At 38.8% G+C, this 24,349-nt stretch carries 17 protein-coding genes; 10 read left to right on the top strand and 7 right to left on the bottom strand.

Going from position 1 to position 24,349, the window contains the following annotated elements; genetic code table 11:
- Window position 1: 1 nt before the first annotated feature.
- Window positions 2–607 carry a sigma-70 family RNA polymerase sigma factor gene (locus AC0L6O_RS06195; RefSeq protein ID WP_473307129.1) on the bottom strand — a complete coding sequence of 202 codons (606 nt, stop codon included), beginning with the start codon at window positions 605–607 and terminating at the stop codon, window positions 2–4.
- Between the two features lie 149 nt (window positions 608–756).
- On the opposite strand from AC0L6O_RS06195, the gene AC0L6O_RS06190 reads away from it, so the two are divergent.
- Genes AC0L6O_RS06190 through rluF form a run of 3 tightly spaced genes read left to right on the top strand, consistent with a single transcriptional unit; the run spans window position 757 to window position 2,722 of the window.
- The gene (locus AC0L6O_RS06190; protein ID WP_473307128.1) at window positions 757–1,287 is read left to right on the top strand and encodes a DinB family protein; all 531 of its coding nucleotides are present in this window, start codon (window positions 757–759) and stop codon (window positions 1,285–1,287) included.
- A complete protein-coding gene (locus tag AC0L6O_RS06185) occupies window positions 1,284–2,000 on the top strand; it encodes a DUF1835 domain-containing protein (RefSeq protein WP_473307127.1) in 717 nt (238 codons plus the stop codon). Before AC0L6O_RS06190 ends, AC0L6O_RS06185 begins: the two co-directional genes overlap by 4 nt.
- The gene (gene rluF / locus AC0L6O_RS06180; protein WP_473307125.1) at window positions 2,000–2,722 is read left to right on the top strand and encodes a 23S rRNA pseudouridine(2604) synthase RluF; all 723 of its coding nucleotides are present in this window, start codon (window positions 2,000–2,002) and stop codon (window positions 2,720–2,722) included. Before AC0L6O_RS06185 ends, rluF begins: the two co-directional genes overlap by 1 nt.
- 520 nt (window positions 2,723–3,242) lie before the next feature.
- Here the strand turns inward: rluF and AC0L6O_RS06175 are convergent.
- Complete coding sequence (locus tag AC0L6O_RS06175; protein WP_473307124.1) at window positions 3,243–4,547, bottom strand: MFS transporter; 1,305 nt, start codon at window positions 4,545–4,547, stop codon at window positions 3,243–3,245.
- Window positions 4,548–4,830: 283 nt separating this feature from the next.
- Between AC0L6O_RS06175 and AC0L6O_RS06170 the strand changes: the two genes are divergently transcribed.
- The 3 genes from AC0L6O_RS06170 to eutC are packed head-to-tail and all read left to right on the top strand — an operon-like array spanning window position 4,831 to window position 8,313.
- Window positions 4,831–6,177 carry an amino acid permease gene (locus tag AC0L6O_RS06170; protein WP_473307123.1) on the top strand — a complete coding sequence of 449 codons (1,347 nt, stop codon included), beginning with the start codon at window positions 4,831–4,833 and terminating at the stop codon, window positions 6,175–6,177.
- A 2-nt stretch (window positions 6,178–6,179) separates the two neighbouring features.
- The gene (locus AC0L6O_RS06165; RefSeq protein ID WP_473307121.1) at window positions 6,180–7,541 is read left to right on the top strand and encodes an ethanolamine ammonia-lyase subunit EutB; all 1,362 of its coding nucleotides are present in this window, start codon (window positions 6,180–6,182) and stop codon (window positions 7,539–7,541) included.
- 1 nt (window position 7,542) lies between these two features.
- The gene (gene eutC / locus AC0L6O_RS06160; protein WP_473307119.1) at window positions 7,543–8,313 is read left to right on the top strand and encodes an ethanolamine ammonia-lyase subunit EutC; all 771 of its coding nucleotides are present in this window, start codon (window positions 7,543–7,545) and stop codon (window positions 8,311–8,313) included.
- A gap of 233 nt (window positions 8,314–8,546) precedes the next feature.
- On the opposite strand, the gene AC0L6O_RS06155 is transcribed toward eutC, so the two are convergent.
- The 3 genes from AC0L6O_RS06155 to AC0L6O_RS06145 form a co-directional block, all read right to left on the bottom strand.
- Window positions 8,547–9,563 (bottom strand): STM3941 family protein, encoded by a 1,017-nt coding sequence (locus AC0L6O_RS06155; protein ID WP_473307118.1) that lies wholly within the window; start codon window positions 9,561–9,563, stop codon window positions 8,547–8,549.
- A gap of 245 nt (window positions 9,564–9,808) precedes the next feature.
- Window positions 9,809–10,414, bottom strand: a complete 606-nt coding sequence (locus AC0L6O_RS06150; RefSeq protein WP_473307116.1) for a hypothetical protein — start codon at window positions 10,412–10,414, stop codon at window positions 9,809–9,811.
- A 212-nt stretch (window positions 10,415–10,626) separates the two neighbouring features.
- Entirely contained in the window at window positions 10,627–11,616 is a 990-nt protein-coding gene (locus AC0L6O_RS06145; protein ID WP_473307115.1) for an endonuclease/exonuclease/phosphatase family protein, read from the bottom strand.
- Window positions 11,617–12,132: 516 nt separating this feature from the next.
- On the opposite strand from AC0L6O_RS06145, the gene AC0L6O_RS06140 reads away from it, so the two are divergent.
- The 4 genes from AC0L6O_RS06140 (at window position 12,133) to AC0L6O_RS06125 (ending at window position 14,754) form a co-directional block, all read left to right on the top strand.
- Complete coding sequence (locus AC0L6O_RS06140; protein ID WP_473307113.1) at window positions 12,133–12,456, top strand: ArsR/SmtB family transcription factor; 324 nt, start codon at window positions 12,133–12,135, stop codon at window positions 12,454–12,456.
- Between the two features lie 58 nt (window positions 12,457–12,514).
- Window positions 12,515–12,988 (top strand): DUF6428 family protein, encoded by a 474-nt coding sequence (locus tag AC0L6O_RS06135; protein ID WP_473307111.1) that lies wholly within the window; start codon window positions 12,515–12,517, stop codon window positions 12,986–12,988.
- A gap of 16 nt (window positions 12,989–13,004) precedes the next feature.
- Window positions 13,005–13,472 carry a GNAT family N-acetyltransferase gene (locus AC0L6O_RS06130; protein WP_473307109.1) on the top strand — a complete coding sequence of 156 codons (468 nt, stop codon included), beginning with the start codon at window positions 13,005–13,007 and terminating at the stop codon, window positions 13,470–13,472.
- A gap of 82 nt (window positions 13,473–13,554) precedes the next feature.
- A complete protein-coding gene (locus tag AC0L6O_RS06125; RefSeq protein WP_473307107.1) occupies window positions 13,555–14,754 on the top strand; it encodes a bifunctional alpha/beta hydrolase/OsmC family protein in 1,200 nt (399 codons plus the stop codon).
- A 567-nt stretch (window positions 14,755–15,321) separates the two neighbouring features.
- Here AC0L6O_RS06125 and AC0L6O_RS06120 read toward each other — a convergent pair.
- Both AC0L6O_RS06120 and AC0L6O_RS06115 read right to left on the bottom strand, forming a co-directional pair.
- On the bottom strand, window positions 15,322–23,814 hold the full coding sequence (locus AC0L6O_RS06120; protein ID WP_473307105.1) for a 3-coathanger stack domain-containing protein: 8,493 nt from the start codon (window positions 23,812–23,814) through the stop codon (window positions 15,322–15,324).
- 155 nt (window positions 23,815–23,969) lie between these two features.
- Window positions 23,970–24,212: a LytTR family transcriptional regulator DNA-binding domain-containing protein gene (locus AC0L6O_RS06115; RefSeq protein ID WP_473307103.1), complete on the bottom strand. Its 243-nt coding sequence runs from the start codon at window positions 24,210–24,212 to the stop codon at window positions 23,970–23,972.
- Between the last annotated feature and the right edge of the window lie 137 nt (window positions 24,213–24,349).

Raw genomic sequence — 24,349 nt, 5'->3', positions numbered from 1 at the left:
ATTAGCGTAACTCCTTATATCCCATGCTTGTAGCGTAAGAACGCAATTTCTCTTTCAATAAGTTCCGAGCTCTATGTAATCTAGATCTTACAGTTCCTATTGGTATGTCTAAAATCTTAGCCATTTCTTCGTATGTGAAACCTTCTATGTCACATAAAATTATGACTGTTCTGAAATCGACCGGTAAACCATTTAAAGACATAGCTACCTCATCTCCAATGAGATCGTGCACCATTTCTGTTCTTAAATCTACCGTTCCGTTATATTGAGGTTCGTCTGCTGAGTTATATACAGACTCCACTTCTTGGTAATCTACCTTTGCAGGTTCTTTGCTCTTTTTTCTATAATCATTGATAAAAGAGTTTTTTAATATTCTAAAAAGCCATGCTTTGGCATTAGTCCCTTTCTGAAAGGAATTAATAAACCTGAAGGCCTTTAAATATGTATCTTGAACCAAATCATTTGCCCCGTCTTCATCATTGGTCAAACGAAAGGCAAAGTTGTACATGGAATCTATGTGTGGCATAAATTCGCTGTCAAACACCTTATATTTTTCGGTCTCAGAGTACCTTGGTTTTTTATCTACAATTTCTTCTTCTTCTTCCATAATTTCACAAATTTGCCCTTAGTCAAAACTACGATTCTTTCACAATTAAAGATCCCATCAGCCATTTCAAACTATTTTTTATTTAAAAGGCTTTTATAATTGACAAAAGGATGCCAGCTTAGTTGCTTAAACAACAAAAACAATACCTTATGACTCAAAAGTGGTCTGACATGCCAGAATTACCCGATTTCTTTGATAGATATATCAAAAAAGTGGACGATTTGCCCTTAAACGAGGCATTCGAGCAAAACAAGCCTCATGACATAATGGCTGATTTGGATAAATTAAAAGCACTTAAAGATAAAGTGTATGCTCCCGAAAAGTGGACTGTCAAAGATATTTTACAGCATATTATTGATACTGAAAGAATATTGACCTACCGAGCTTTGCGGTTTGCCAGAAATGACAAAACAGTTTTGCCAGGTTTTGAGGAAGATGATTTTGCCAAAAATACGACTACAAAAGACAGAACAGTAGACGACCTCATGGAGGAATGGGAAATACTGAGAATGTCTACCGAGCTTCTTTTCAAATCTTTTAACGATGAAATGCTTTCAAGAAAGGGAAAGGCATTTACAAGCCATTTGAGTGTTTTGGCTCTAGGCTTTGTGGTTATAGGTCATCCTATTCATCATTATAAAGTTTTGGAGGAACGTTACTTTCCACTCTTAGAAGCATGAGTTTAAGCTATCACATACTAAATGGAGACATGCTTCGGCAGCAATTTCCTAAAAACATTTCTGGTGAAACAATTATTTGCAGAGAGGCTTTGGTAGATGGCGAAGTAAATGCAGGCAGCTTAGATGAGCTATTTAAATCAAGAGCCGCCTATCTGAGTCAATATGAAGGCACCAACACCGACTATTACAAAGATGTGGTTCCTGAGTTTCAAAAAATTATTAACATCCCAGAACATGCCGAAGTCAATCTTTGGTTTGAGTTTGACCTCTTTTGTCAGGTGAATTTGTGGTTTGTCATTTCCTTGCTAAAAAATCAACACATAAACTTAGTTTTACCTCAAAGTGAGCAGGGCTTTGGCATTATGAATGAGAAGGAATTGAGAGTGGCTTTTGAATGTAAAAAAGGTCTTTCGCAAAGTCAATTGATAGCCTTAAAAGAACTTTGGCCTGCATATCAGTCAAATAACTTGTCAAAAATAGAGGAGCTTGCCGCTAGGCAAAGAAACGCTTTCCCTTTTCTTTTAAAGGCGGCTAAAGCAAACGAAAGAGTGCTAAATGGAGATTTGAGAAATACCATAAAACAGATTTTGGCACAAACTAATCCGGCAGATTTTAATGAGGTATTTAGACAGTTCTGCCGCCAAGAGCCTACTTTTGGATTTGGAGACCTACAGGTCAAAAGAATTTACGACGAATTCATTTCGAATAGATAATGGCATTAACTAGAATAAATAAGTTTTTAAGTGAAGCGGGCTACTGCTCCAGAAGAGCGGCCGACAAACTCATAGAGGAAGGACGCGTGACTATTAATGGCGTAGTGCCAGAAATGGGGACAAAAATAGACGAAGGTGACGAAGTAGCGGTAGATGGAAAACTTATCACACGACCTAAAGAGGAATTTATATATATAGCTCTAAACAAACCTGTGGGCATAGTATGCACCACCGACGTAAATGTAGAGAAAGACAATATCATTGACTTTGTGAATCACCCGAAACGTATTTTCCCTATTGGCAGGTTAGATAAACCTAGTGAAGGTTTGATTTTTTTAACCAATGACGGTGACATGGTAAACAAGATTCTGCGTGCTAGAAATAACCATGAGAAGGAATATATAGTGAGTGTCAATAAACCTGTCACCAATAATTTTATTCAAAGAATGGGCATGGGTGTGCCAATTTTGGAAACCATCACCAAGAAATGTTTCTTAGAACAAATAGGTAAATATGATTTCCGAATTATTCTAACACAAGGTCTTAACAGACAAATTAGAAGGATGTGTGAGCACCTAGACTATAGGGTAACCAAACTAAAAAGGGTACGCATCATGAATGTAAAATTAGATACGCCTGTGGGTAAGTGGAGAAACCTGACAGACAATGAATTAGCAGAAATTAATAGGTTGGTGGCGGATTCGGCTAAGACTTTTGATTGATTGTTTTTGTTGTGTTTTTATCTTCGGGAATTTACCGATATATCGCCCCTAAGGGGCTTTATTTGTAGGTAAGCTCTTGTTTTTCTACCAATATATCGTCCCTATGGGACTTTTTTTTGACGTCTATTTTATTTCTTTGCTACCGAGGTATCGCTCCAAGAGGCTTTTCTTTATTTGTAGGTAAGCTTTTGTTTTTTCTACCGATGCTATGTCCCTATGGGACTTTTTTTGACCTCGATTTTATTTATTTGCTACCGAAATGTCGCTCCAAGAGGTTTTTCGTATTTGTAGGTAAGCTCATGTTTTTCCTACCGATGTTATGTCCCTAAGCGACATCTTGGATTTTATTTCTTTGATATTTACATGTCGCCCCTATGGGGCTTTGAATACTCATACATTTATTTTCTACCGATGTTTCGTCCCTATGGGACTTTTTTTGACCTCGATATTATTTATTTACTACTGAGGTATCACCCCTCTGGGACTTTTTAAGACACATCAATTAAAGACCTTCGAGTTATCAATCGTAAATATGCTTTGATGGAATTCTCATTAGTAATAGAAAACCTATCACAAAAAGCACCAAGATTAACAACACCGAATTTCGCATATCGCCCGTTTGCTGAATAATGAAACCAAAGAAAAATGTTCCGATAGCTGTAGCAGAACGCTCCACCACATCGTACAGACTAAAATAAGAAGCTACATCTTTTGTACCTTCTGGAATTAATTTGGCATAAGTAGACCTAGAAAGCGACTGCACGCCTCCCATTACCAAACCTACTACCGAGGCTATTACATAAAACTGCTCGCCGGTGGTGCATAAATATGCAGCTAAAGGCACCGTAGCCCAAATAGCCACAATTACCCTCAGAGCTATAGTATTCCCATACTTCTTTGATAAAAAGGATGCAAAGTAGGACCCTGGAATAGCCACTAACTGAATTAAAAGTATGGTTATAATTAAACCTTGTGTAGGAATGTTTAGCTCCTTATCGGCGAATAAAGCCGCCACATAAATCACAGTCATCACACCCATATCATAAACAAAAAGTGCTGCCAAAAACCTTTTGATAAGCTTTTTAGTCTGCATCTCTTTATAAACCTTCTTGAGCTCTAAGAAGCCTTTCTTAATCCATTGCATCTGAAAAGGCTTACTTTGGTCTTTAGGCAAATAGTAAAATGGGATTTGAGCAAATGCCGCCCACCAAATACCTACGGTAATAAATGCAATTCTTGAAGTATAACCAGAATCCGAATCTGCCTGTGTAAGTCCGAATAATTCAGGCTTCATAATCATGGCTAGATTAGTAATCAGTAATAAAACCGAACCTACATAACCATAAGCGAAACCCGTGGCAGAGGTTTTGTCAAACCTATCTTCTGTAACAATATCTGGCAAAAAGGAGTTATAAAACACTACAGAACCGCCCCACCCTACTAAGGACAAGCCAAAAGCTATAACTGCCGCCGTAATATTATCTTTGGTGAAAAAGAAAAAATACATACAGCTGGCCGCTCCTAAATAGCAGAAAAACTTCATAAAGAATTTTCTGCGACCACTATAATCTGCAATTCCCGTCAAAATAGGACTTAAAATAACCAGCGAAAGCGTAGCTAATGAAAGCGTGTAGGAATACAAAACATCATTATTAAGTTCAAAACCTAAAAAGTTGATGACATCTCCCCCGTCTGCATTTACGGCAGTGGCATGGAAATAAATAGGAAATATAACAGATGTAATAACGAGGTTATGAACCGAATTGGCCCAGTCGTACATGCACCATGCACGAATTACTTTTTTTTGATTTTTTATAAAATCCATAAAGGAAATATAGTCTTATGGTTTGAAAAGGGATGGCAAGATAGGTCAATTGATTTAAAATTGACCTAAAACTGCATTAAGACAATTATTCAGGTATGAAAAAACCATTTCTCTTTGCTGAAAAGTGACCTCGAAGGGCTAAATTTCCTAGTTGACAAAACTCATACAACTCAAAATAATGTTTGCTTCATTTCATTATTTACAAACTTTTAATAATTACTTCGCCCAATTCGCATATTTAAATGAATTTATCTATATCTTTTCCATTCATTCAATTTATAACATGGGGCTAAAAACAAAACAAGATACTTCTAGAAAACTAGGAGCGTTTGCCATTTGGGCAATTGGCGTAGGTTTGGTGATTTCTGGGGAATCTTTCGGATGGAATATCGGCTGGGGTATCACAGGGCCTAAACTATTCTTCATTCCGGTGGCATTAACTGCCATTATGTACTACGCCTTAATTCAAGGACTCATAGAGCTGGCCTGCGTATATCCAGAAGCGGAGGGACCGCATACTTATGTTAAAAATGCCTTTGGAAAACCACTCGGAAACTTCATTGCCCTTGCCATCCTTTTTGAATTCTTATTTGCCACACCCGCAGTGGCCAGTTCTCTGGGCGAATACATTGGCTTTTTGAACGATGATTTAGAATCCGTGAACTGGGTTGCCACCCTATTTATAGGTCTATTTTGCATTGTTAACCTTTTCGACCTCAGCATAAGCATCCTTTTCACCATAGCACTTACCCTCTTGGCCATAGTAGAACTCATGATTTATGAAAGCTCGGTCTTGACGGCTTTTAAAGTCTCCAATTTTGTTGATAACCAATTTGGCGAATATAGTTTTGACGCCATTATTAGGGCCATGCCTTTTGCTATCTGGCTACTCTTGGCTATTGAGGGTATTTCTCTAATGACTAAAAATATCAAAAGAGATAATTTTAGAAAACATTTGACACGAGGCTATAATGCGGCCTACTTCACTTTAATAATCTTAGCAATTTCTGTATTATTATTGGCCGGAGGCGGAATAGCCTGGACCACCGAGACTTGGTCTGTTATCAGTCAAGACAATCACCCAATGCCCGCTTCTTTGGCATTGATTTTATCTAAAGACAATGCCATTGTTCAAATTTTCACTTTCATTGGCCTGTTTGGCTTAATAGCCTCGCTTCAAGGCGTTGCTTTAGCGGCTACCACGCAGTTTGAGTTCTTCTTAAACTTTAAAGGTTTGAAACCCAAAGCAAAAAGAGCATTAGCTTCTTGTTTAGTCTTTATCATTAGCACTTTTGCCATTTGGGGTAGTCATACTTCTTTTTTGATAGAGCTCTCCGTTTTTGGGGCAGTATGTATGTATTTTGGCGTCAGTGTAGCCTTGCTTAAAACAAGAAAAAGCAAAGACCAAGAAGGTTTGGAAGGCTTATCAAGCGACCCTGTTTTAAACTTTAAGCATTCCGATTTCAAAAGTTCTAAATCTAGCTTTTTCGCTATTCTGGCTGCTTCCGTTTCTTTATTTTGTATAGCGTCATTAAGTTATCTTCAACCCATTGCATTCGCATCTTTCTTAGGTTTGGGTGTTATTTACATTGGTGTTATGTATCTTAGGAAGTCAAAAAAAGCCTCTTAACCATGAGCTTTAAGTTTTCGATTGGTCATATCACCTATGCGTTCTCAGATTTAAAGGAATTGATGGCAAAAGCCACCCCTTTTAGAACTGGCGATGCCTTGGCAGGCCTTGCTGCTGAAAGTAATCAAGAAAGAGTGGCTGCACAGTTTATATTGGCAGATTTGCCTTTAAAAACCTTTCTAAACCAAGCTCTCATTCCTTACGAAAAAGATGAAGTAACAAGACTCATTTTAGATGAGCATAATGTAGCTGCATTCGCTCCTATTTCTCATTTCACCGTGGGTCAACTGAGAGATTGGCTACTTTCCAATGAAGTAGACAATGCCGTTATAAAAAGTATAGGAGCCGGTTTAACCCCAGAAATGGTAGCCGCCGTTTCAAAATTGATGCGTAATCAGGATTTGATAGCTGTCGCTCAAAAATGTGAAAACATCAGCAAATTCAGGAGCACAGTAGGTTTAAAAGAAAGGCTTTCTATAAGGCTTCAGCCTAACAATCCGACTGATAATGCGAAAGGAATTGCTGCCAGCATTTTGGATGGTTTAATGTATGGCTGTGGCGATGCTGTCATAGGCATAAATCCGGCTACCGATAGCCCAGAAAGCACATCAAACCTCCTCAATATGTTGGAGGAAATCAGGGTCAAATTTGAGATTCCTACGCAAAGCTGCATTCTATCCCACGTCACTACCACCTTAGAAATTTTAGATAAAGCTCCTGTAGATTTGACTTTCCAGTCCATTGCCGGTACCGAAAAAGCAAATACTTCTTTCGGTATTAATCTATCTATTTTAAAAGAGGCTTATGAAGGTACAAAAGCCTTAAAAAGAGGCGAGCAAGTCATGTATTTTGAAACGGGACAAGGTTCGGCCTTATCGGCCAATGCACATCATGGTGTAGACCAGCAAACCTGTGAGGCAAGAGCTTATGCGGTGGCAAGAAAGTTTGACCCTTTTCTGGTCAATTCTGTGGTAGGATTTATTGGCCCAGAATATTTATACGATGGCAAACAAATTATAAGAGCAGCATTGGAAGACCATTTTTGCGGCAAAATACTAGGCTTACCTATGGGCATGGATGTGTGCTACACCAATCATGCGGAAGCAGACCAAGACGATATGGACAACCTTATGACACTTTTAGGCGTGGCTGGCGTAAACTTTATAATGGGTGTACCGGGAGCAGATGATATTATGCTCAACTACCAGTCTACCTCCTTTCACGATGCCTTTTATCTGCGGAAAGTTTTGAACAAAAAGCCTGCACCAGAATTTGAAGCTTGGTTGCTAAAAATGGGCATAACAGACGAGCAAGGAAAAAGGCTAGAAATAAGCAAAACGCATCACCTTTTAAATAGCTTCTGATATGGAAACCAAAATCATTCAAGAAGACCCATGGGATAAACTAAGAAGCTTTAGCAAAGCTAGAATAGCTCTTGGCCATGTGGGTGGCAGCCTTCCTTTAAGAGAAGTTTTAGATTTTAAGCTTGCTCACGCCAATGCCAAAGATGCAATAAAATCTGAACTGGAAGTAGAAAAGATAATGGCACAATTGGCCGTTTATCAGCTTCCCATCTTTCAAGTCAAAAGTCAAATAGAAAATAGAAATCAATACCTGAAAAGACCAGATTTAGGCAGAAAACTATGTCAAGAATCTGTTGATATTTTAAAGGCTAGCCAAGATTCCTTTGATATTGTTTTCATACTGGCCGATGGCCTTTCGGCAGAAGCCATTAACAGTCATGCGGTAGAGGTTCTTAATCAAATTTTACCTGAACTAGCAGTCAACTATAAAATAGGAATAGTGGTAGCGACTCAGGCTCGTGTAGCTTTAGGCGATGAAATAGGGGAATTATTAAACGCCAAATTCACAGCCATACTGATTGGTGAAAGACCAGGACTTTCTTCGCCAAAAAGTATGGGAATATACACTACCTATGCTCCAAAAATGGGCTTAACAAACGAAAGCAGAAACTGCATTTCAAACATTCATGAAGATGGCCTTAACTACAGCGAATCAGCCGAAATTCTACATTATTTAATAAATGAGTCTTTTAGGCGGCAGCTAAGTGGGGTTAATTTGAAGTTGGATTTGGCTAAGTTAAATCTAGACGAACCGAATAATCTACCAAAATGAGATTAACAGTGAACTGCTTATTCAATTCTTACTTTATATAAAGTAGGATTACGGAGTCTCTCGCGAAGACTCCCTCAGCAGGAACTTTATTCACTCTCTCTGATTAACACTGCAGAGTCCGCAAGCGAGACACTGCTAAGGGAAAAATTCGCCTGCTTGAGCTCAACAGAGACTCAAATGAACCGAAGCCTTAATCACTGCATTCGAGCCTAATTGTTGGCGGTAGTATTTTTTTAATTCCATTCTTCCAAGTCTTTATTATATGTCCTTTCCTTATTTAACAAATTAATAGTCCGTAATTCGTAGTTGTTGACAGTTACTTCGTATTGAACTCTATTTGCAAAAAACCCTTCTATCAAATTTAAGTCTGTATTTTCTTTAATTGATTTGAAGTCAGTCGGATAAGAAGAGTTCACTTTTATGAAGTGGTCAATTTGCCGTGATAGTTTTCTTCCTGCACTCTCGGAAACATAGTCGTAGGTTTTCAAAGTAGCTAAACACAAGACCATATTTATCAAACCGAACCATGTAACTATTCCTGCATATTTCCTAATTGTTGACTTCTCTGTACTTCCCCAATGCCATCGTGCAGTTATAGCTCCTATTCCCATTATTATCATAATAGTCATAAAAGCAGTAATGCCTGTCAAGGATAATAGTAGTAAAGCGATAGAGATTGAAATGTAGAGAAGAACCTTGAGAATACTTGAAAGAGAAAATCCGTTTCTTCTAATCTTAAAGGACTGAATAATGTTTTTTCTGCCTCTCTTTTCGGCTTTGGCTAAACTTTGAATCAGTTCAGTCAGTTTGTGCTGGTCAATATTGATTTGTCCTAAATGAATGTTTAGGTTTTGAGCTCCAATTTCTTTGTTAATCTTAGCAGCCCACTTATAAGGCTTTTTCTTAAAAACGAAGGAATCGTCTGATACTATTGAAACAAATTTCTGGTCAAATATGTCGAGTGGATACGCATCTATAATTTGTTCCCATTTAATTTGGTCTTGGTTTGTCGTCCTGTCCCAAATCCCGATTTCATTAATTATAATTTGTGGTCGTCTATCAAATGTTTGGAAAAATCCAACAGGTATTCCGAGTCCGAAAAAAGAAGTACAAAGCCAACCCATTATGTAATTCGTTGTTCCTACTGGCTCTTGTGCTATCATCCAAATCCCAATAACAACAAATGGAATGGACATCCCGATAATTTTCAGTCCTTTCGTTGTTGTCTTATGTAGTTTGAGTTCTGTCACTTGATAAGAAATTCTATCTGTCGTTTTGGTTTTTCATATTGCCGCTAACGTTTAGTATATGGCAAGTAGGGCAGTAGAAAGCGATAAACTTTCAATTTTGCACTGAGCCAAAACGTTGTATTTTGTTTTTATCTTATTCATTTTTAAAAGCCAAATCAACGATTTGGCGGTATTTGTAAATAGCACTGAACTTTCATAAACCACTGAACGCCCTATTTGCTATATACAGTGTTGTGCATAGTTTATTATTCAAACAGCTCTGGGTAATATTTTGGTGAAATATGTGTTACCCATTCTTCGTAATCTTTACTAATGTATGCTTCCAACTTTTCTTTTTCAATTGTCCGTTCAATAGCCAAACAATTGTTGAAATCTGTTTCTGTCACTTCATACCTGTTCCCGTCTTCAGCTCCTGAAAGCGATAAACTTAGCTTTCCATTTTCAATCCAGCAGAAACAAGGTATAGATGAAATTGAGATATGAGAAGGTTGTTCGTACTCAGGGAAATCTTTTATCTCATTTTTAAATTTATCGAATTCTTCAGAAGAGTAACTCTTACCGTGGACTGCTTTAGGATAATTGTCAGGTATTCTATTTAATACAATATTAAAGCCTTCTAAAATTCGGAACAATTCTTCCTTTGAACTGTAGTTTAGCCAAATTCCAAATTCGTCACCATCATTTGCATGACCACCCCAAGCTCTTTTATAAAAACCGAATTTCAAGTCATTAACCCAACTTCTAATAGTTGAACGAGGATGTGTTCGAAATAGATAAGAATCTGAAAGCTTTTGCTTATTAGGATTCTTTTCTTCTTCCTTACGGCCAAATATTTTATTTAGTAGGTTCATTTATTCAATTATGCACAACAATTGGCTATGCGTCACTAACCTTACCTAAAAAAACGGAAAACAAGGATAATTAACTAACATACAGCAAACTACTCTAATATAAATTTTCCGTTCCTTAACGGTTAAGAAACGTTTACCTTTCCTTTTGCTCTTATTTAAAGAAAGCTAACCTTTTGTTTTATTTCTTCCAATTTAAGGCAGAATTAACAAAACTATTCACGCTCCTCAATGATTAATTCAATAGGCAGGTGGTCACTGAATCCTGCTTCATTAAAAGTGCTTTTACTGCTTGGTCTTCCAAACCTGATAGGTGTATTATAATCTCCTTTGACCAGTTCTGGGTAGGTTAGAAGATTGGTAGTTTCTACCTGAAAAGGGTAATTGGAAGAATCCACAATAAGCGATTTTGAAACTATAAACTGGTCTAATATAGACTGCTCACTGCCATAAACGTGCGTCCCGTATTTTGAATTAAGAAAAGGAAACATCAAGTTAAATAATAAATGACTTCTCGCATTCTTAACCTTTTGAAGGTTCCCAGTGGCTCTTAAATAGTCGGTAAGTGACCGGTCATATGGGTTATCATTAAAATCGCCCATGAGCACAATTGCAGGATTTTTGTCATTATTATCCTTTAGTTTTATCTCGTGAATTCTATCAATCCAGTAACTCAGCGTTTCGCCCACCATCATTCTATAGGGTTCTGATTCAAACTTCCCTCCCATTCTTGATGGCCAGTGATTACCTATCAATACTAATTCGTTTCCGTCTTTGGTACTTAAACTAACTTGGAACAAATCTCTAGTGGAGTTTCGTTTCATAATTTCTAAGGAGAAAACTTTACCATCGCTGGTATACATATCGGCATCATATATAATGGCAATATCAATACCTCTTTTGTCCTGCGTATCTTGGTGTAGCACATTATAATTTCGGCCTGTAATTGCGGTAACTTTTGCCATTAATTTCACCACCACAGCTTCATTTTCAATTTCACAAACTCCAAGAATATCAGGTCCTTGGTTTTGATTCATTTGACTAATTATCTGACATAAATTGGTCAATTTCTTTTCTAGGACTAAGCTGTCCCATCCTTTCAGTTCATTCTTAATAGTTTTTTGAAACCAATCTGGTCGGTCAGGTGAATTTTCAATATCAAAAAGGTTCTCCAAATTCCACCAATAAATGTGATGCTGTTTCATGGGTATTTTTTTGTTATGAAGTTAATGTTTTCAATATTAAGAAGCTGTTAATTCACTGTTTTTTAAGGTGGTATTTTATTATTCGGTTAAAAGGGAGTAACTGCGTTCTAAACTACTTCCTCATTCTAATCGCCTATTCTTCGCTTGCCTTCCGCCTGCCTGTCGGCAGACAGGGCAGGGAGTTCATTTTTTAGCGTAAAAAACGAACGGCAGCGGCCAACCGTCTTTAAACTCCCACATTCAAAATTTTATAAAGTTCCCCCTTGAAATAAATTTAGTTTTAGAATTTTGCTTGTGCTCAAACAGTACAGGGCGATATATTGATTTCTCTCAAAACTTATATGTACGCATATTTGACAACTTAAATTTCTTGATAGAATTTTGCTAGTGCTCAGGCATTACAGGGCGAAGTATGGAATATCTTTAATTGCTATTTCTCAAGCCTGAGAAAAAAATCTACAAATACTTGGCAGGAAAAATCTATTATCGTAATATTGCAATGTAATAATTCAAATAATGGGCATAACCAAGACAGATCTATTCACAAAAGAGCAAAACGAGCTAGCCAAAGTGGCTAAAGCATTTTCGCATCCTGCTCGCGTGGCTATTTTGGAATACCTTTTAGCTGCCAATGCCTGCATTAATGGTGATTTGGTACAAGAATTGGGATTGGCTCAGGCCACCATCAGCCAGCATTTAAGAGAACTTAAAGACATTGGGATTATTCAGGGAACTATAGAAGGGGTTTCTATGAGCTACTGCATTCATCCAGAACGCTGGGAGGCCATAAACCAATTATTCAGTAACATGTTTGGCAAGTATAAGGGAAGCTGCTGCTAATTTTTTTGGACCAATCCATCGCAATATTGCAATAACGCAAATAAAAATATAAAACAAAATGAAACTATCAGAAGTACAAAACAGCCTTAAAGGCATCTCAGATTTACAATTCAAATTAGCTGACGGCACAAAAGTTCCCGAGCATTTCCATGTAACGGAAGTGGGCATGATAACTAAAAACTTTATAGACTGTGGTGGCACGGTGAGAAACGAAAAGGTTGCCAATTTTCAGCTTTGGTCTGCCGAAGACCATGACCATAGATTGGCTCCTAAAAAACTAAATGACATCATTGACCTATCGCAAAAAGTGTTAGGAATGGAAGATTTAGAAGTAGAAGTAGAATACCAAGGAGCAACAATCGGAAAGTATGATCTTGATTTTGATGGCGAGCATTTCGTTTTAAACTCAAAGTTCACCGATTGCCTGGCGAAAGACAACTGCGGTATTCCCGAAGGAAAACAAAAAATAAAATTGGAAACCATAGGAGCTGCTACAGAAAACGCCTGCACGCCAGGTGGCGGATGCTGCTAAAATGCAAGTACGGTCAATGTTAAAAGAAGACTGGAAAGTGGTGAAATCCATCTACCAAAAAGGGATAGATACGGGCATAGCTACTTTCCAGTTACATGCTCCTGAATGGCAGACGTGGGATAAGAGTCATCTTCAAATTGGCCGATTAGTCATTTTAGAAAATGGCATTATTCAAGGTTGGGCGGCTTTAAGCCCTACCTCACAGCGAGAGGTTTATAAAGGCGTATGCGAGGTAAGTATCTACATTGACCCGCAAGCGGCCGGTAAAGGTTTAGGCACTTTATTGCTAAAAAAACTCATAGAAGAAAGTGAGACGCACGGCATCTGGACTTTGCAATCAAAAATATTTCCACAGAACACCCCTAGCCTCGCTCTTCATAAAAAATTAGGTTTTAGAGAAGTAGGTGTTCGAGAAAAAATAGGACAACGAATGGGCATTTGGTATGACAATATCCTTCTAGAAAGACGAAGTCTTTTATTTTAAATGATGGAATTGGTTACTTATAAATCTGATTCAAGGAATATTCCGTTATTTAAATAATAATAACGCTCAATAATTCTTAGTCATGTCAAAACTCGAAATCCCAAACTCAAAAGGTTATCTTTTAAACGCCTTTTTAGAGCTTCCAGCAAATCAAAAACCAGCACAATATGCCATTTTTGGACATTGCTTTACATGCAGTGGCAGCTTAAACGCCGTCAAAAACATTAGTAGAGAGTTAACCAAGCATGGTTTCGGTGTTTTACGATTTGATTTCACTGGCTTAGGACTTAGTGAGGGTTCTTTTACAGAAAGTCATTTTTCGGCAAATGTAAACGACCTAATGGATGTGCATGCATACATGAAAACCAACTATGCCGCACCTAGTCTGCTCGTAGGACATTCCTTGGGCGGTGCTGCCGTTTTAGTAGCAGCATCAAAATTAGATGATGTAAAAGCTGTAGCAACTATTGGAGCTCCTTCTAATGTAGAACATGTCAAAAAACTGTTTACTTATGATAAGCCAGATTTTGAAAAGAAGAGTTTGGTAGAAGTCAATATTGGCGGTAGGCCTTTTAGTATCAATAAAAGTTTTGTTGAGGATTTTGACAATACCGATTTGCAAAAGATTGTGCATGATCTAAAAAAACCATATTTAAATCTTCATTCACCTCAAGACACTATTGTAGGCATAGAAAATGCTCAAGAACTGTATCAGCAGGCTTTTCATCCTAAAAGCTTTATTTCTTTAGATAAGGCAGACCACCTTCTAATGAATAAAGAAGACAGTGAATATGCAGGCAGTGTGATAGGCTCTTGGGCTAAAAGGTATATTCCTGATACGGAGCCTAAAGTTATAAGCACGGAGGGAGAACAAGTGGTAGGGCATTTAAACTTAAAAGAAGATAATTTTACCACCTCTATTCAGACTAATAAACATAGCCTTACGGCAGACGAACCTAGCTCGGTAGGTGGTGACGATTTTGGACCTTCTCCATATGAACTTGTAAATGCCGGACTTGCAGCATGTACAGCCATGACCCTTAAAATGTATGCGGAAAGAAAAAAGATTCCGTTAGATGAAGTTTATGTGTACTTAAGTCATTCTAAAAAGCACAGCACCGATTCAGAAAAAGAAGGCTACCTCGATATTATTGAGAAAAAACTAAAACTAGTGGGAGACTTAAGCACTGGCGAAATTGCCAAGTTAAAGGAAATAGCCTCTAAGTGCCCTGTGCACAAAACGCTAGTAAAAGGAGTTGTGATAGAAACAGAAGTCCTATAATATAAAAGAGGGGCTTTCGCCCCTCTCCTTTCAAGTAAACACTTAAACTAAAACCCCTTTTTGTTTTCTATGTGTACTTAAAGTCTAGTTTTCAATATTTGGCTAAAGCAGAATAAAAGCCCGATACAAAATTCCTAAAAAAAGCAGTTTCCCATTAACTCATTTCGAACAATCTTTGACTCATTTCAGGCAAAAATCCTAAAAGAGGGTTGTAGAAGGTATATTTTCAGAAACATGACATTTCTAACAGAATTACGATTTCCAAGTATCTTTTTTCTAAAATAGCAGTTACAAGTAAACTCTTATGTTAATAAAAGTGAGGCTATAAAAGCCCCACTCTCAACTTTACCCCTAAAGTTTAACTAATACTTTTTGTGTTGAGATTTAAAACTCACATTAGCTGCCACAAGGTTTCTAAAAAAAACTAGTTTCTATTAACGCATTTCGAACAATCTTTAACTCATTTCGAGCAAAAGCCCCTCAAAGCAAAACTTTTGAGGGGCTTTTTTACATTTTCACAACTTGAACGAAGTTTATCGGTTCAAAACAAACACTTCGTTTTACATGTCAATCCGCACATACATTTTCAATTTTCGCACTGAAAACTGTCCCAGATTCTGCAGTAAAACCTGGCTCTAATAGGACTGCGTTTCCTGCTTTGTATATCACATTGGAGTTACCCTCTATCTTGTTCTGAGCAGTGATACTTTGGGTAGCTTGTTCTGTTCGGCTTCCGCTCAAAATGTCATTCGTTGGTGATAATAAACTCACGCTTGAAGAGGTGATTGACAAACTAGCTGAAGCTCCTGATGACACCATTGGTGAAGACGAACGAACTATTACTTTGTAGTTATTTCCGCTTGGCAGATTGTTTGGAATACTACAAACAATGTTAGCTGGGTCCGAAGAGCTTCCTATCAATGTTTGATTACCAAAGTTTCCGTTTTCGTCAGAAAGGTATGCCAGAAAGACATTTCCTACATTGAAGTCAAACACTCCAGATTCTGTTGATGAAACTGTTAAGCTAGTTCCGGCACAAATTACATTCGTTGAGAGTGTTGGAATTGAAATATTCCTATCTCCATGAACAATTGAGAATTGAATATTATCAGGACCCACTACCACAGTACCCTGTGAATTATCTTGACTAAAACCTCTAGAAATAAAAGTATAGAAGTTTGGAACAAAAACATCCCCAGATATTACTCCGTTTTGCTCATAGAGCGAATATGGCAAATTATTATCAATATAAAATTGAGTATTACCTGTTCCTGATAATTGTAGCCTTGCACTCTCCACTAATGGTAGCTCACAGTTAGGAATAGCTAAAACCGTCATTGGTCTATTAGAAACTTGAATATCCATTTGAGGTACCAATGGCGAAAATACCTCTGGCACTGCCCCATCTGTATACGCTACATAATATGACATCCCAGGAGTACTACATGATATCACCACGTTGGTAGTGGCGGTACCAGTACATACACCGGTATTTACAGTAACAGTGTATATTCCAGCTTTAGCAGGAGTGGCATTTGAAATATTTGGATTTACAGAATTACTGGTAAATCCATCAGGCCCAGTCCAAGAATAACTTGGTCCGCCTGTTCCCATAAAGTTAATAGCATCTCCTTCTTCATAGGGACCATCATTTGATGCTGTTACTACTAAGTTATTATCAAACACCACAGAAGTAGTTGCAGTACTGTTGCAACCATTGCTCGCTGTTAGGGTAACTGTATATGTCCCAACACTTGCTATGGTGGCTGTTGCATTGGTTCCTAAACCATTTGACCATTGATAAGTTCCTGTGCCAAATGCTGTTCTCGTTACAGCGTTTTGATTACAGTTAAGGCTATCTGTTCCTGAAATACTTAAACTAGGTAACGCTATATCTTGAGTAACCGCTGTGGTAGTTGTAGCTGTACAGCCATTTGAACCGGTAATGGTTACTGTATAAGTCCCTGGTACACTCACATTAAGTGTTGCATTATTACCTCCATTTGACCAAGAATAAGACGTTCCACCAGAAGCGGTTCTTGTAACGCTGGTAATTGCACATGTTAGATTATCTGAACCTGTTATAACTACTACTGGTAAGGCATTAATTACTACTGTGGCAGTTGAACTATTCGGACAAGTCCCTGCCGTGGTGTACGTAACAGTATAAGTTCCTGCGGTACTTGCTGACATATCTATGGCTCCAGTACCTGAATTGATTGACAAACCTGACGTACTTGAAAATGTTCCTCCGGTCAATCCTGATATTGTTGGACTTGGGTCTGTGGCATCCGCACAATAATCAGATTCACTATAAGAGAATGAAGCGTCATCTAAAGCGTTAATAGTTACACTTGAAGTTGAACTATTTGGACAAGTACCTGCGGTGGTATATGTAACCGTATAAGTTCCTGCCGTACTCGCTGAAACATCAATAGATCCAGTACTAGAATTGATTGACAAACCTGCCGTACTTGAGAATGTTCCTCCGGTCAATCCTGTGATTGTTGGACTTGGGTCTGGCACATCAACACAATAAGCTACCGCATTATAAGAGAATGAAGCATCATCTAAAGCATTTATAGTTACACTCGCAGTTGAACTATTCGGACATATTCCTGCAGTAGTATATGTAACCGTATAAGTGCCTGGGGTGCTCGCTGAAACATCTATAACTCCGGTACCAGAATTGATTAACAAACCTGCTGTACTTGAGAATGTTCCTCCTGTCAATCCTATAATGGTTGGGCTAGGGTCAGAAGCATCAACACAATAAGCGGATGCAATGTATGAGAATGAAGCATCATCTAATGCATTTACTGTTACACTGGTAGTTGAACTATTTGGACAAGTACCAGTGGTGTTATAAGTAACCGTATAAGTGCCTGGCGTACTCGCTGAAACATCTATGGATCCGGTACCTGAATTGATTGATAAACCTGCCGTACTTGAAAATGTTCCTCCTGTCAATCCTGTAATGGTTGGACTTGGGTCTGTGGCATCTGCACAATAAGCTGATGCACTATAAGAGAATGAAGCATCGTCTAAAGCGTCAATAGTTACACTTGAAGTTGAACTATTCGGACAAGTACCTGCAGTGGTATATGTAACCGTATAAGTTCCTGGCGTACTCGCTGAAACATCTATAGCTCCGGTACCTGAATTGATTGACAAACCTGCTGTACTTGAGAATGTTCCTCCTGTCAATCCTGTAATGGTTGGGCTAGGGTCAGAAGCATCAACACAATAAGCGGATGCACTGTATGAGAATGAGGCATCATCTAATGCATTTACCGTTACGCTTGAAGTTGAACTATTCGGACAAGTCCCTGCCGTGGTGTACGTAACAGTATAAGTTCCTGCGGTACTCGCTGAAACATCTATAGCTCCAGTACCTGAATTGATTGACAAACCTGCCGTACTTGAGAATGTTCCTCCGGTCAATCCTGATATTGTTGGACTTGGGTCTATGGCATCTGCACAATAAGCTGCTATACTATATGAGAAAGAAGCATCGTCTAAAGCATTCACCGTAACCGTGGTAGTTGAACTATTTGGACAAATACCTGCGGTGGTATATGTAACCGTATAAGTTCCTGCCGTACTCGCTGACACATCTATACCTCCTGTACCAGAATTAATTGACAAACCTGCTGTACTTGAGAATGTTCCTCCTGTCAATCCTGTAATGGTTGGACTAGGGTCAGAAGCATCAACACAATAAGCTGCTGCACTGTATGAGAATGAGGCATCATCTAATGCATTTACCGTTACGCTTGAAGTTGAACTATTTGAACATGTTCCTCCCGTAGTGTATGTAACCGTATAAGTGCCTGGGGTACTTGCTGAGACATCTATAACTCCCGTACTTCCGTTTATCGACAAACCAACTGTACTTGAGAACGAACCTCCCGCTATTCCAGTAATAGTTGGTGTTGGATCCGTAGCATCTGCACAATAAGCTGAAGCAGCGTATGAAAAAGAAGCATCATCTAATGTATTTATTGTTACAGCAGCTGTTGAACTATTTGGACAAGTTCCTGCCGTAGTATAAGTCACCGTATAAGTGCCTGGAGTACTTGCCGATACATCAATCGTTCCCGTTCCAGAATTGATTGACAAACCTGCCGTACTTGAGAATATTCCTCCTACTAGACCTGTAATTGTTGGACTTGGGTCGGAAGCATCTACACAATAAGCCGATGCACTATAAGAGAATGAAGCATCATCTAAAGCGTTAATAGTAACACTTGAAGTTGAACTATTTGGACATGTTCCTGCTGTAGTATATGTAACAATAAAAGTTCCTGGAGTACTTGTTGACACATCTATAGCTCCGGTACCTGAATTGATAGCTAAACCTGCCGTACTAGAAAATGTTCCTCCTCCTAGACCTGTAATTGTTGGTGTTGGGTCAGTTGCATCTACACAATAAGCTGCTGCAATGTATGAGAATGAGGCATCGTCCAAAGCATTCACTGTTACACTCGCAGTTGAACTATTTGCACAAGTTCCCCCGGTAGTATAAGTAATCGTATAAGTTCCGGCTGTACTTGCTGAAACATCTATAGCTCCCGTACCAGAATTGATAGATAAACCTGCCGTACTTGAAAATGTTCCTCCTCCTAGACCCAAAATAGTTGGTGTTGGGTCTGTGGCATCTACACAATAAGCCGATGCACTGTATGAGAATGAGGCATCATCTAAAGCGTTAATAGTAACACTTGAAGTTGAACTATTTGGACATGTTCCTGCTGTAGTATAAGTAACTGTATAAGTTCCTAGCGTGCTCGCTGAGACATCTATGGCTCCCGTACTTCCGTTTATTGACAAACCTGCCGTACTTGAAAATGTTCCTCCGGTTAATCCCGTAATGGTTGGACTTGGGTCAGAAGCATCAACACAATAAGCCGATGCACTATAAGAGAATGAAGCATCATCTAAAGCATTCACTGTTACAGAGGTAGTTGAACTATTCGGACAAGTACCTGCCGTGCTGTATGTAACAGTATAAGTTCCGGCCGTGCTAGCTGAGACATCTATAGCTCCCGTACCGGCATTGATTGACAAACCTGACGTACTTGAGAATGTTCCTCCTGTCAATCCTGTAATAGTTGGGCTTGGGTCAGATGCGTCTGCACAATAGGCTGATGAACTATAAGAGAATGAGGCATCATCTAAAGCGTTTATAGTAACACTTACACCTGAACTATTTGGGCAAGTGCCTGCTGTGGTGTAAGTAACCGTATAAGTTCCTGGGGTACTTGTTGACACATCTATAGCTCCGGTACCAGAATTGATAGATAAACCTGCCGTACTTGAAAATATTCCTCCTGTTAAACCAGTGATAGTTGGACTTGGGTCAGAGGCATCTGCACAATAGGCTGCCGCTCCATAAGAAAATGAAGCATTGTCTAAAGTATTTATAGTAACACTTACATTTGAGCTATTTGAACAAACTCCAGAAGTGCTATAAGTAACCGAATAGGTTCCAGCCGTGCTTGTTGAAACGTCTATGGCTCCTGAACTAGCATTGATTGACAAACCTGCTGTACTTGAGAATATTCCTCCTGTTAAACCAGTGATAGTTGGACTTGGGTCTGCGGCATCTACACAATAGGCTGATGCACTATATAAAAATGAGACATCGTCTAAGGCATTTATGGTTACGCTTGCCGTAGAACTATTTGGACATGTTCCTGCCGTGGTATAAGTAACTGTATAGGTCCCAGGTGTACTTGCGGAAACGTCAATGGCTCCTGAACCTGAATTAATAGATAAACCCGCCGTACTTGAAAATATCCCTCCTGCTAAACCAGTAATTGTAGGTGTTGGGTCAGAGGCAGCTATACAATAACTTGAAGCCGAGTAAGCGAATGAGGCATCATCCATTGAATTAACCGTTATACTTACACCTGAACTATTTGGACAAGAACCTGAGGTTGTATATGTAACCGTATAAGTACCTGGCGTACTTGTTGATACATCAACTACTCCAGAACTTGAATTGATTGACAAACCTGCTGTACTTGAGAATGTACCTCCTGCTACTCCTGTGATAGTTGGAGTAGGGTCTGCTGCATCTACACAATAAGCTGCCGCACTATAAGAAAATGAAGCATTATCTAAGGCATTTACTGTTACACTAGCGGTTGAGCTATTTGGACATGTGCCAGCTGTGGTATAAGTAACAGTATAAGTTCCTGCCGTACTCGCTGAAACATCTATGGCTCCAGTAGAAGCATTGATTGACAAACCTGACGTACTTGAAAATGAGCCTCCTGCCAATCCAGTAATAGTTGGATTTGGGTCTGAACCATCTATACAATAAGCTGCTGCACTATAAGTAAATGCAGCATTATCTAAAGCATTTACTGTTACACTCGCTGTAGAACTATTAGGACAAGAGCCTGCTGTGGTGTAAGTAACCGTATAAGTTCCTGCCGTACTCGCTGACACATCAATTACTCCTGTACTTCCATTTATTGACAATCCCGCCGTACTGCTAAATGAGCCTCCTGCCAAACCTGTAATAGTTGGGCTTGGATCTGAATCATCTGCACAATAAGCTGCTGCACTATAAGAAAAAGAGGCATTATCTAAGGCATTTACTGATACACTCGCTGTAGAACTATTAGGGCATGTTCCTGTGGTGGTGTAAGTAACAGTATATGTACCTGGCGTACTTGTAGAGACATCTATGGCTCCAGTGGAAGCATTGATAGATAAGCCTGCCGTACTTGAAAATGAGCCTCCAGTCAAACCAGTTATCGTTGGACTAGGGTCTGAATCATCTATACAATACGCCGCCGCACTGTAAGAAAATGAAGCATTGTCTAAGGCATTCACTGTTACACTAGCGGTTGAGCTATTTGGACATGTGCCTGCCGTAGTATAAGTAACTGTATAGGTTCCTGCTGTACTTGCTGAGACATCTATGGCTCCTGTTGAAGCATTTATTGACAAACCTGTTGTACTTGAGAATGTTCCTCCTGCCAAACCGGTAATAGTTGGTGTTGGGTCTGAATCATCTGCACAATAAGCTGCGGCATTGTATGAGAATGAAGCATTATCTAAGGTATTAATAGTAACACTAGCAGTAGAGCTATTTGGACAGGTGCCCGTAGTGGTGTATGTAACAGTATACGTACCTGGCGTACTTGTTGAGACATCTATAGCTCCAGTGGAAGCATTGATTGACAAACCTGCCGTACTTGAAAATGAGCCTCCAGCCAAACCAGTAATAGTTGGACTAGGGTCCGCAGCATCTACACAATAAGCCGCCGCACCATATGTGAATGAGGCATTGTCTAAAGCGTTTATTGTAATACTTACATCTTCCTCACCAGCACATAAACCTGAAGTAGTATAAGTAGCTGTTCTAACACCTGGTGTCGAAGCTGAAAGGTCTATCACCCCTGTTATAGAGTTTATTACCAATCCGGTGGAGCCAGAGAATGTTCCCCCACCAACGCCTGTAACCGTTGGGCTTGGATCTGACTCTGTCTGACAGAAGCTATTTTTTGAATAAGCAAAACTAGCATCTTCTCTAGCAGTTGTATTTACCGTGACGGAGCCACATGAGCCTGGAGTTACTCCACCACCTTCTCCTCGAATATAATAGGTAACACCTGGTAAGGGGTGTGGACCAACTATAATTGTAGAACCTCCTGTAGTACCTTTTAAAGTGCCTCCGCAAGAACCTGTATAAACATGCCATGCGGTCGCATCATTTTTAGCTCCCGAAATAGTTAACAGTGCCGAATTTCCCTCACAAATTATCCCAGGTGCGGAAGTGGCTGTAGGAATGTCAGGGTTTTGAATTGGTGCTGTTAAAGTGGCAGTGGAATATTTTAAAGCCCTAGCATTCCCTGAGCCACAACTTCCTTCAGCTTTAGAGTCATACAAATAAGTTATATTACCTGAAGCACTCAAATTCCCTGAATAAAAAGACCCAGAATTTCCGTCAGCAGTTACCACAGTATCAACTGTCCAATTTCCTGAAGCACCATTTGCAAGATAGGCATAAAAAAGCCCTGAACTTTCTTGAAAAGCTAAGAATTTATTACCAGAAGGTAATATTTCAAAACCTGAATGATCCACATTTCCACTTAAGTTCGAATTTAAAGTACTACTAGTAAAACTACCTGAAATATTATTCACATATTTCACTAAACCATTAAAATCAGTATGCATTATATGAACTTTATCTGCTGCATCTATGGCTATACTGGCACCGTTTCCTTGAGTATTATAGAAAGGTGAAGTAGCGGGTGTAGCGGCCGCCAGTTCTATAGGAGCGGACCAAGAACCAGAACTATTTGTTGTATACCATAAACCAGCATCAAAACCACTGTTGTTAGTTTCTTTTTGCATCGCAATGTGTGCATCATCATTACTATCTAAGTCAAAGCTAAATCCATTTATTTCATTACTCGCACCTGTTTGAGAAAACGCATATTCGCCGCTAGACCAAGAAGTACCATTGTATTCAAAATATCTAATCCCATATAATCTACTGCCACTTGCATCCGAATATTCGAAGGCAATTCTAGGATAATTATCCGAACCAACTTTTACCTTTGGACTACTAGTATTTTTAAATCCATTTGGGTGAGCAAAGGTTTCAATCTTTGTAAACGACCAATTAATTGCGTCAGATGAAGTACCGTACCAAACACCCCTCTCTTGTCCGCAACAACTACCAGATTTCTGACCTCCAAATACTACATGAAAATCCCCATTGCTTCCAATAGCGATATCAACGTCATCCGTAGCTAGGTCAAACGGGCTTGCGATATCACTAGGGTCAAATGTACTCATGGAAGTCCAACTAGAACCTCCATCATGCCTACTTAATTTATAGGTGGCAGACGCCCCTGAAGCAATTCGAAAAAAAGCATACTGTTTTCCATCAACGGGGTTGGTTGTAATGGAATTATAAGGCCAATTGCACTCATTTCCTGCATCAAGTTGACCATGTGTAAAAGTCTGAGCTCTTAAATGGTTAAATGAGAGACCTAGACAAAACAAGAGAATTAGTTGTATACGTGTTTTCATAGTTTATTTTTTTTTAATTCAATAGTATTAAGGCTAAAAGGTTCATTAAAAAGCTTAGTCATAAGCTCATAATTAACCTATATTATTAAAGTCCTATTTTTAAATCATGGTACATCTGAGAACATCGAAAAATCTCATTATTGAGAAGCCTCAAATTATACGCTGCGTTTTGATAAAAAATGATATTCTAGGGAATCTATATTTATGGTCGGACTGCGATTTACTCTTGCAAACCCTTCTGTCATCAAAACCGCCGGAATTTTACATAAACTTAACGCTTCGTATTGATTACGGTTGTCGCTTTTGGTAAATACAGTAGTATAATCACTGTCGCTTTCTAAATAAATCATATCCTTTAAAGCTAGGGATGTTTTTCTAGCGAGGTAAAGTGTTTTCATATTTTTTATTCCATAGGTTCATGATAGTAAACTGTCAGTAAATCAACCCTGTAGACCTTAAAACACTTCTTCCATTCTTTAGCAAAAAAGGACAATACATTCTTCTAAGGTCTTTTATTTTCAACTACTTTTAGGCT

The sequence above is a fragment of the Arcticibacterium sp. GJ41-1 genome, assembly GCF_055808875.1.
This window is presented reverse-complemented; position numbering and strand designations above follow the sequence as displayed.

What these genes read in the sequence shown, in the direction of transcription:
- AC0L6O_RS06195 (WP_473307129.1), bottom strand. Translation starts at nt 607, where the DNA reads ATGGAAGAAGAAGAAGAAATTGTAGATAAAAAACCAAGGTACTCTGAG.
- AC0L6O_RS06190 (WP_473307128.1), top strand. Translation starts at nt 757, where the DNA reads ATGACTCAAAAGTGGTCTGACATGCCAGAATTACCCGATTTCTTTGAT.
- AC0L6O_RS06185 (WP_473307127.1), top strand. Translation starts at nt 1,284, where the DNA reads ATGAGTTTAAGCTATCACATACTAAATGGAGACATGCTTCGGCAGCAA.
- rluF (WP_473307125.1), top strand. Translation starts at nt 2,000, where the DNA reads ATGGCATTAACTAGAATAAATAAGTTTTTAAGTGAAGCGGGCTACTGC.
- AC0L6O_RS06175 (WP_473307124.1), bottom strand. Translation starts at nt 4,547, where the DNA reads ATGGATTTTATAAAAAATCAAAAAAAAGTAATTCGTGCATGGTGCATG.
- AC0L6O_RS06170 (WP_473307123.1), top strand. Translation starts at nt 4,831, where the DNA reads ATGGGGCTAAAAACAAAACAAGATACTTCTAGAAAACTAGGAGCGTTT.
- AC0L6O_RS06165 (WP_473307121.1), top strand. Translation starts at nt 6,180, where the DNA reads ATGAGCTTTAAGTTTTCGATTGGTCATATCACCTATGCGTTCTCAGAT.
- eutC (WP_473307119.1), top strand. Translation starts at nt 7,543, where the DNA reads ATGGAAACCAAAATCATTCAAGAAGACCCATGGGATAAACTAAGAAGC.
- AC0L6O_RS06150 (WP_473307116.1), bottom strand. Translation starts at nt 10,414, where the DNA reads ATGAACCTACTAAATAAAATATTTGGCCGTAAGGAAGAAGAAAAGAAT.
- AC0L6O_RS06145 (WP_473307115.1), bottom strand. Translation starts at nt 11,616, where the DNA reads ATGAAACAGCATCACATTTATTGGTGGAATTTGGAGAACCTTTTTGAT.
- AC0L6O_RS06140 (WP_473307113.1), top strand. Translation starts at nt 12,133, where the DNA reads ATGGGCATAACCAAGACAGATCTATTCACAAAAGAGCAAAACGAGCTA.
- AC0L6O_RS06135 (WP_473307111.1), top strand. Translation starts at nt 12,515, where the DNA reads ATGAAACTATCAGAAGTACAAAACAGCCTTAAAGGCATCTCAGATTTA.
- AC0L6O_RS06130 (WP_473307109.1), top strand. Translation starts at nt 13,005, where the DNA reads ATGTTAAAAGAAGACTGGAAAGTGGTGAAATCCATCTACCAAAAAGGG.
- AC0L6O_RS06125 (WP_473307107.1), top strand. Translation starts at nt 13,555, where the DNA reads ATGTCAAAACTCGAAATCCCAAACTCAAAAGGTTATCTTTTAAACGCC.
- AC0L6O_RS06120 (WP_473307105.1), bottom strand. Translation starts at nt 23,814, where the DNA reads ATGAAAACACGTATACAACTAATTCTCTTGTTTTGTCTAGGTCTCTCA.
- AC0L6O_RS06115 (WP_473307103.1), bottom strand. Translation starts at nt 24,212, where the DNA reads ATGAAAACACTTTACCTCGCTAGAAAAACATCCCTAGCTTTAAAGGAT.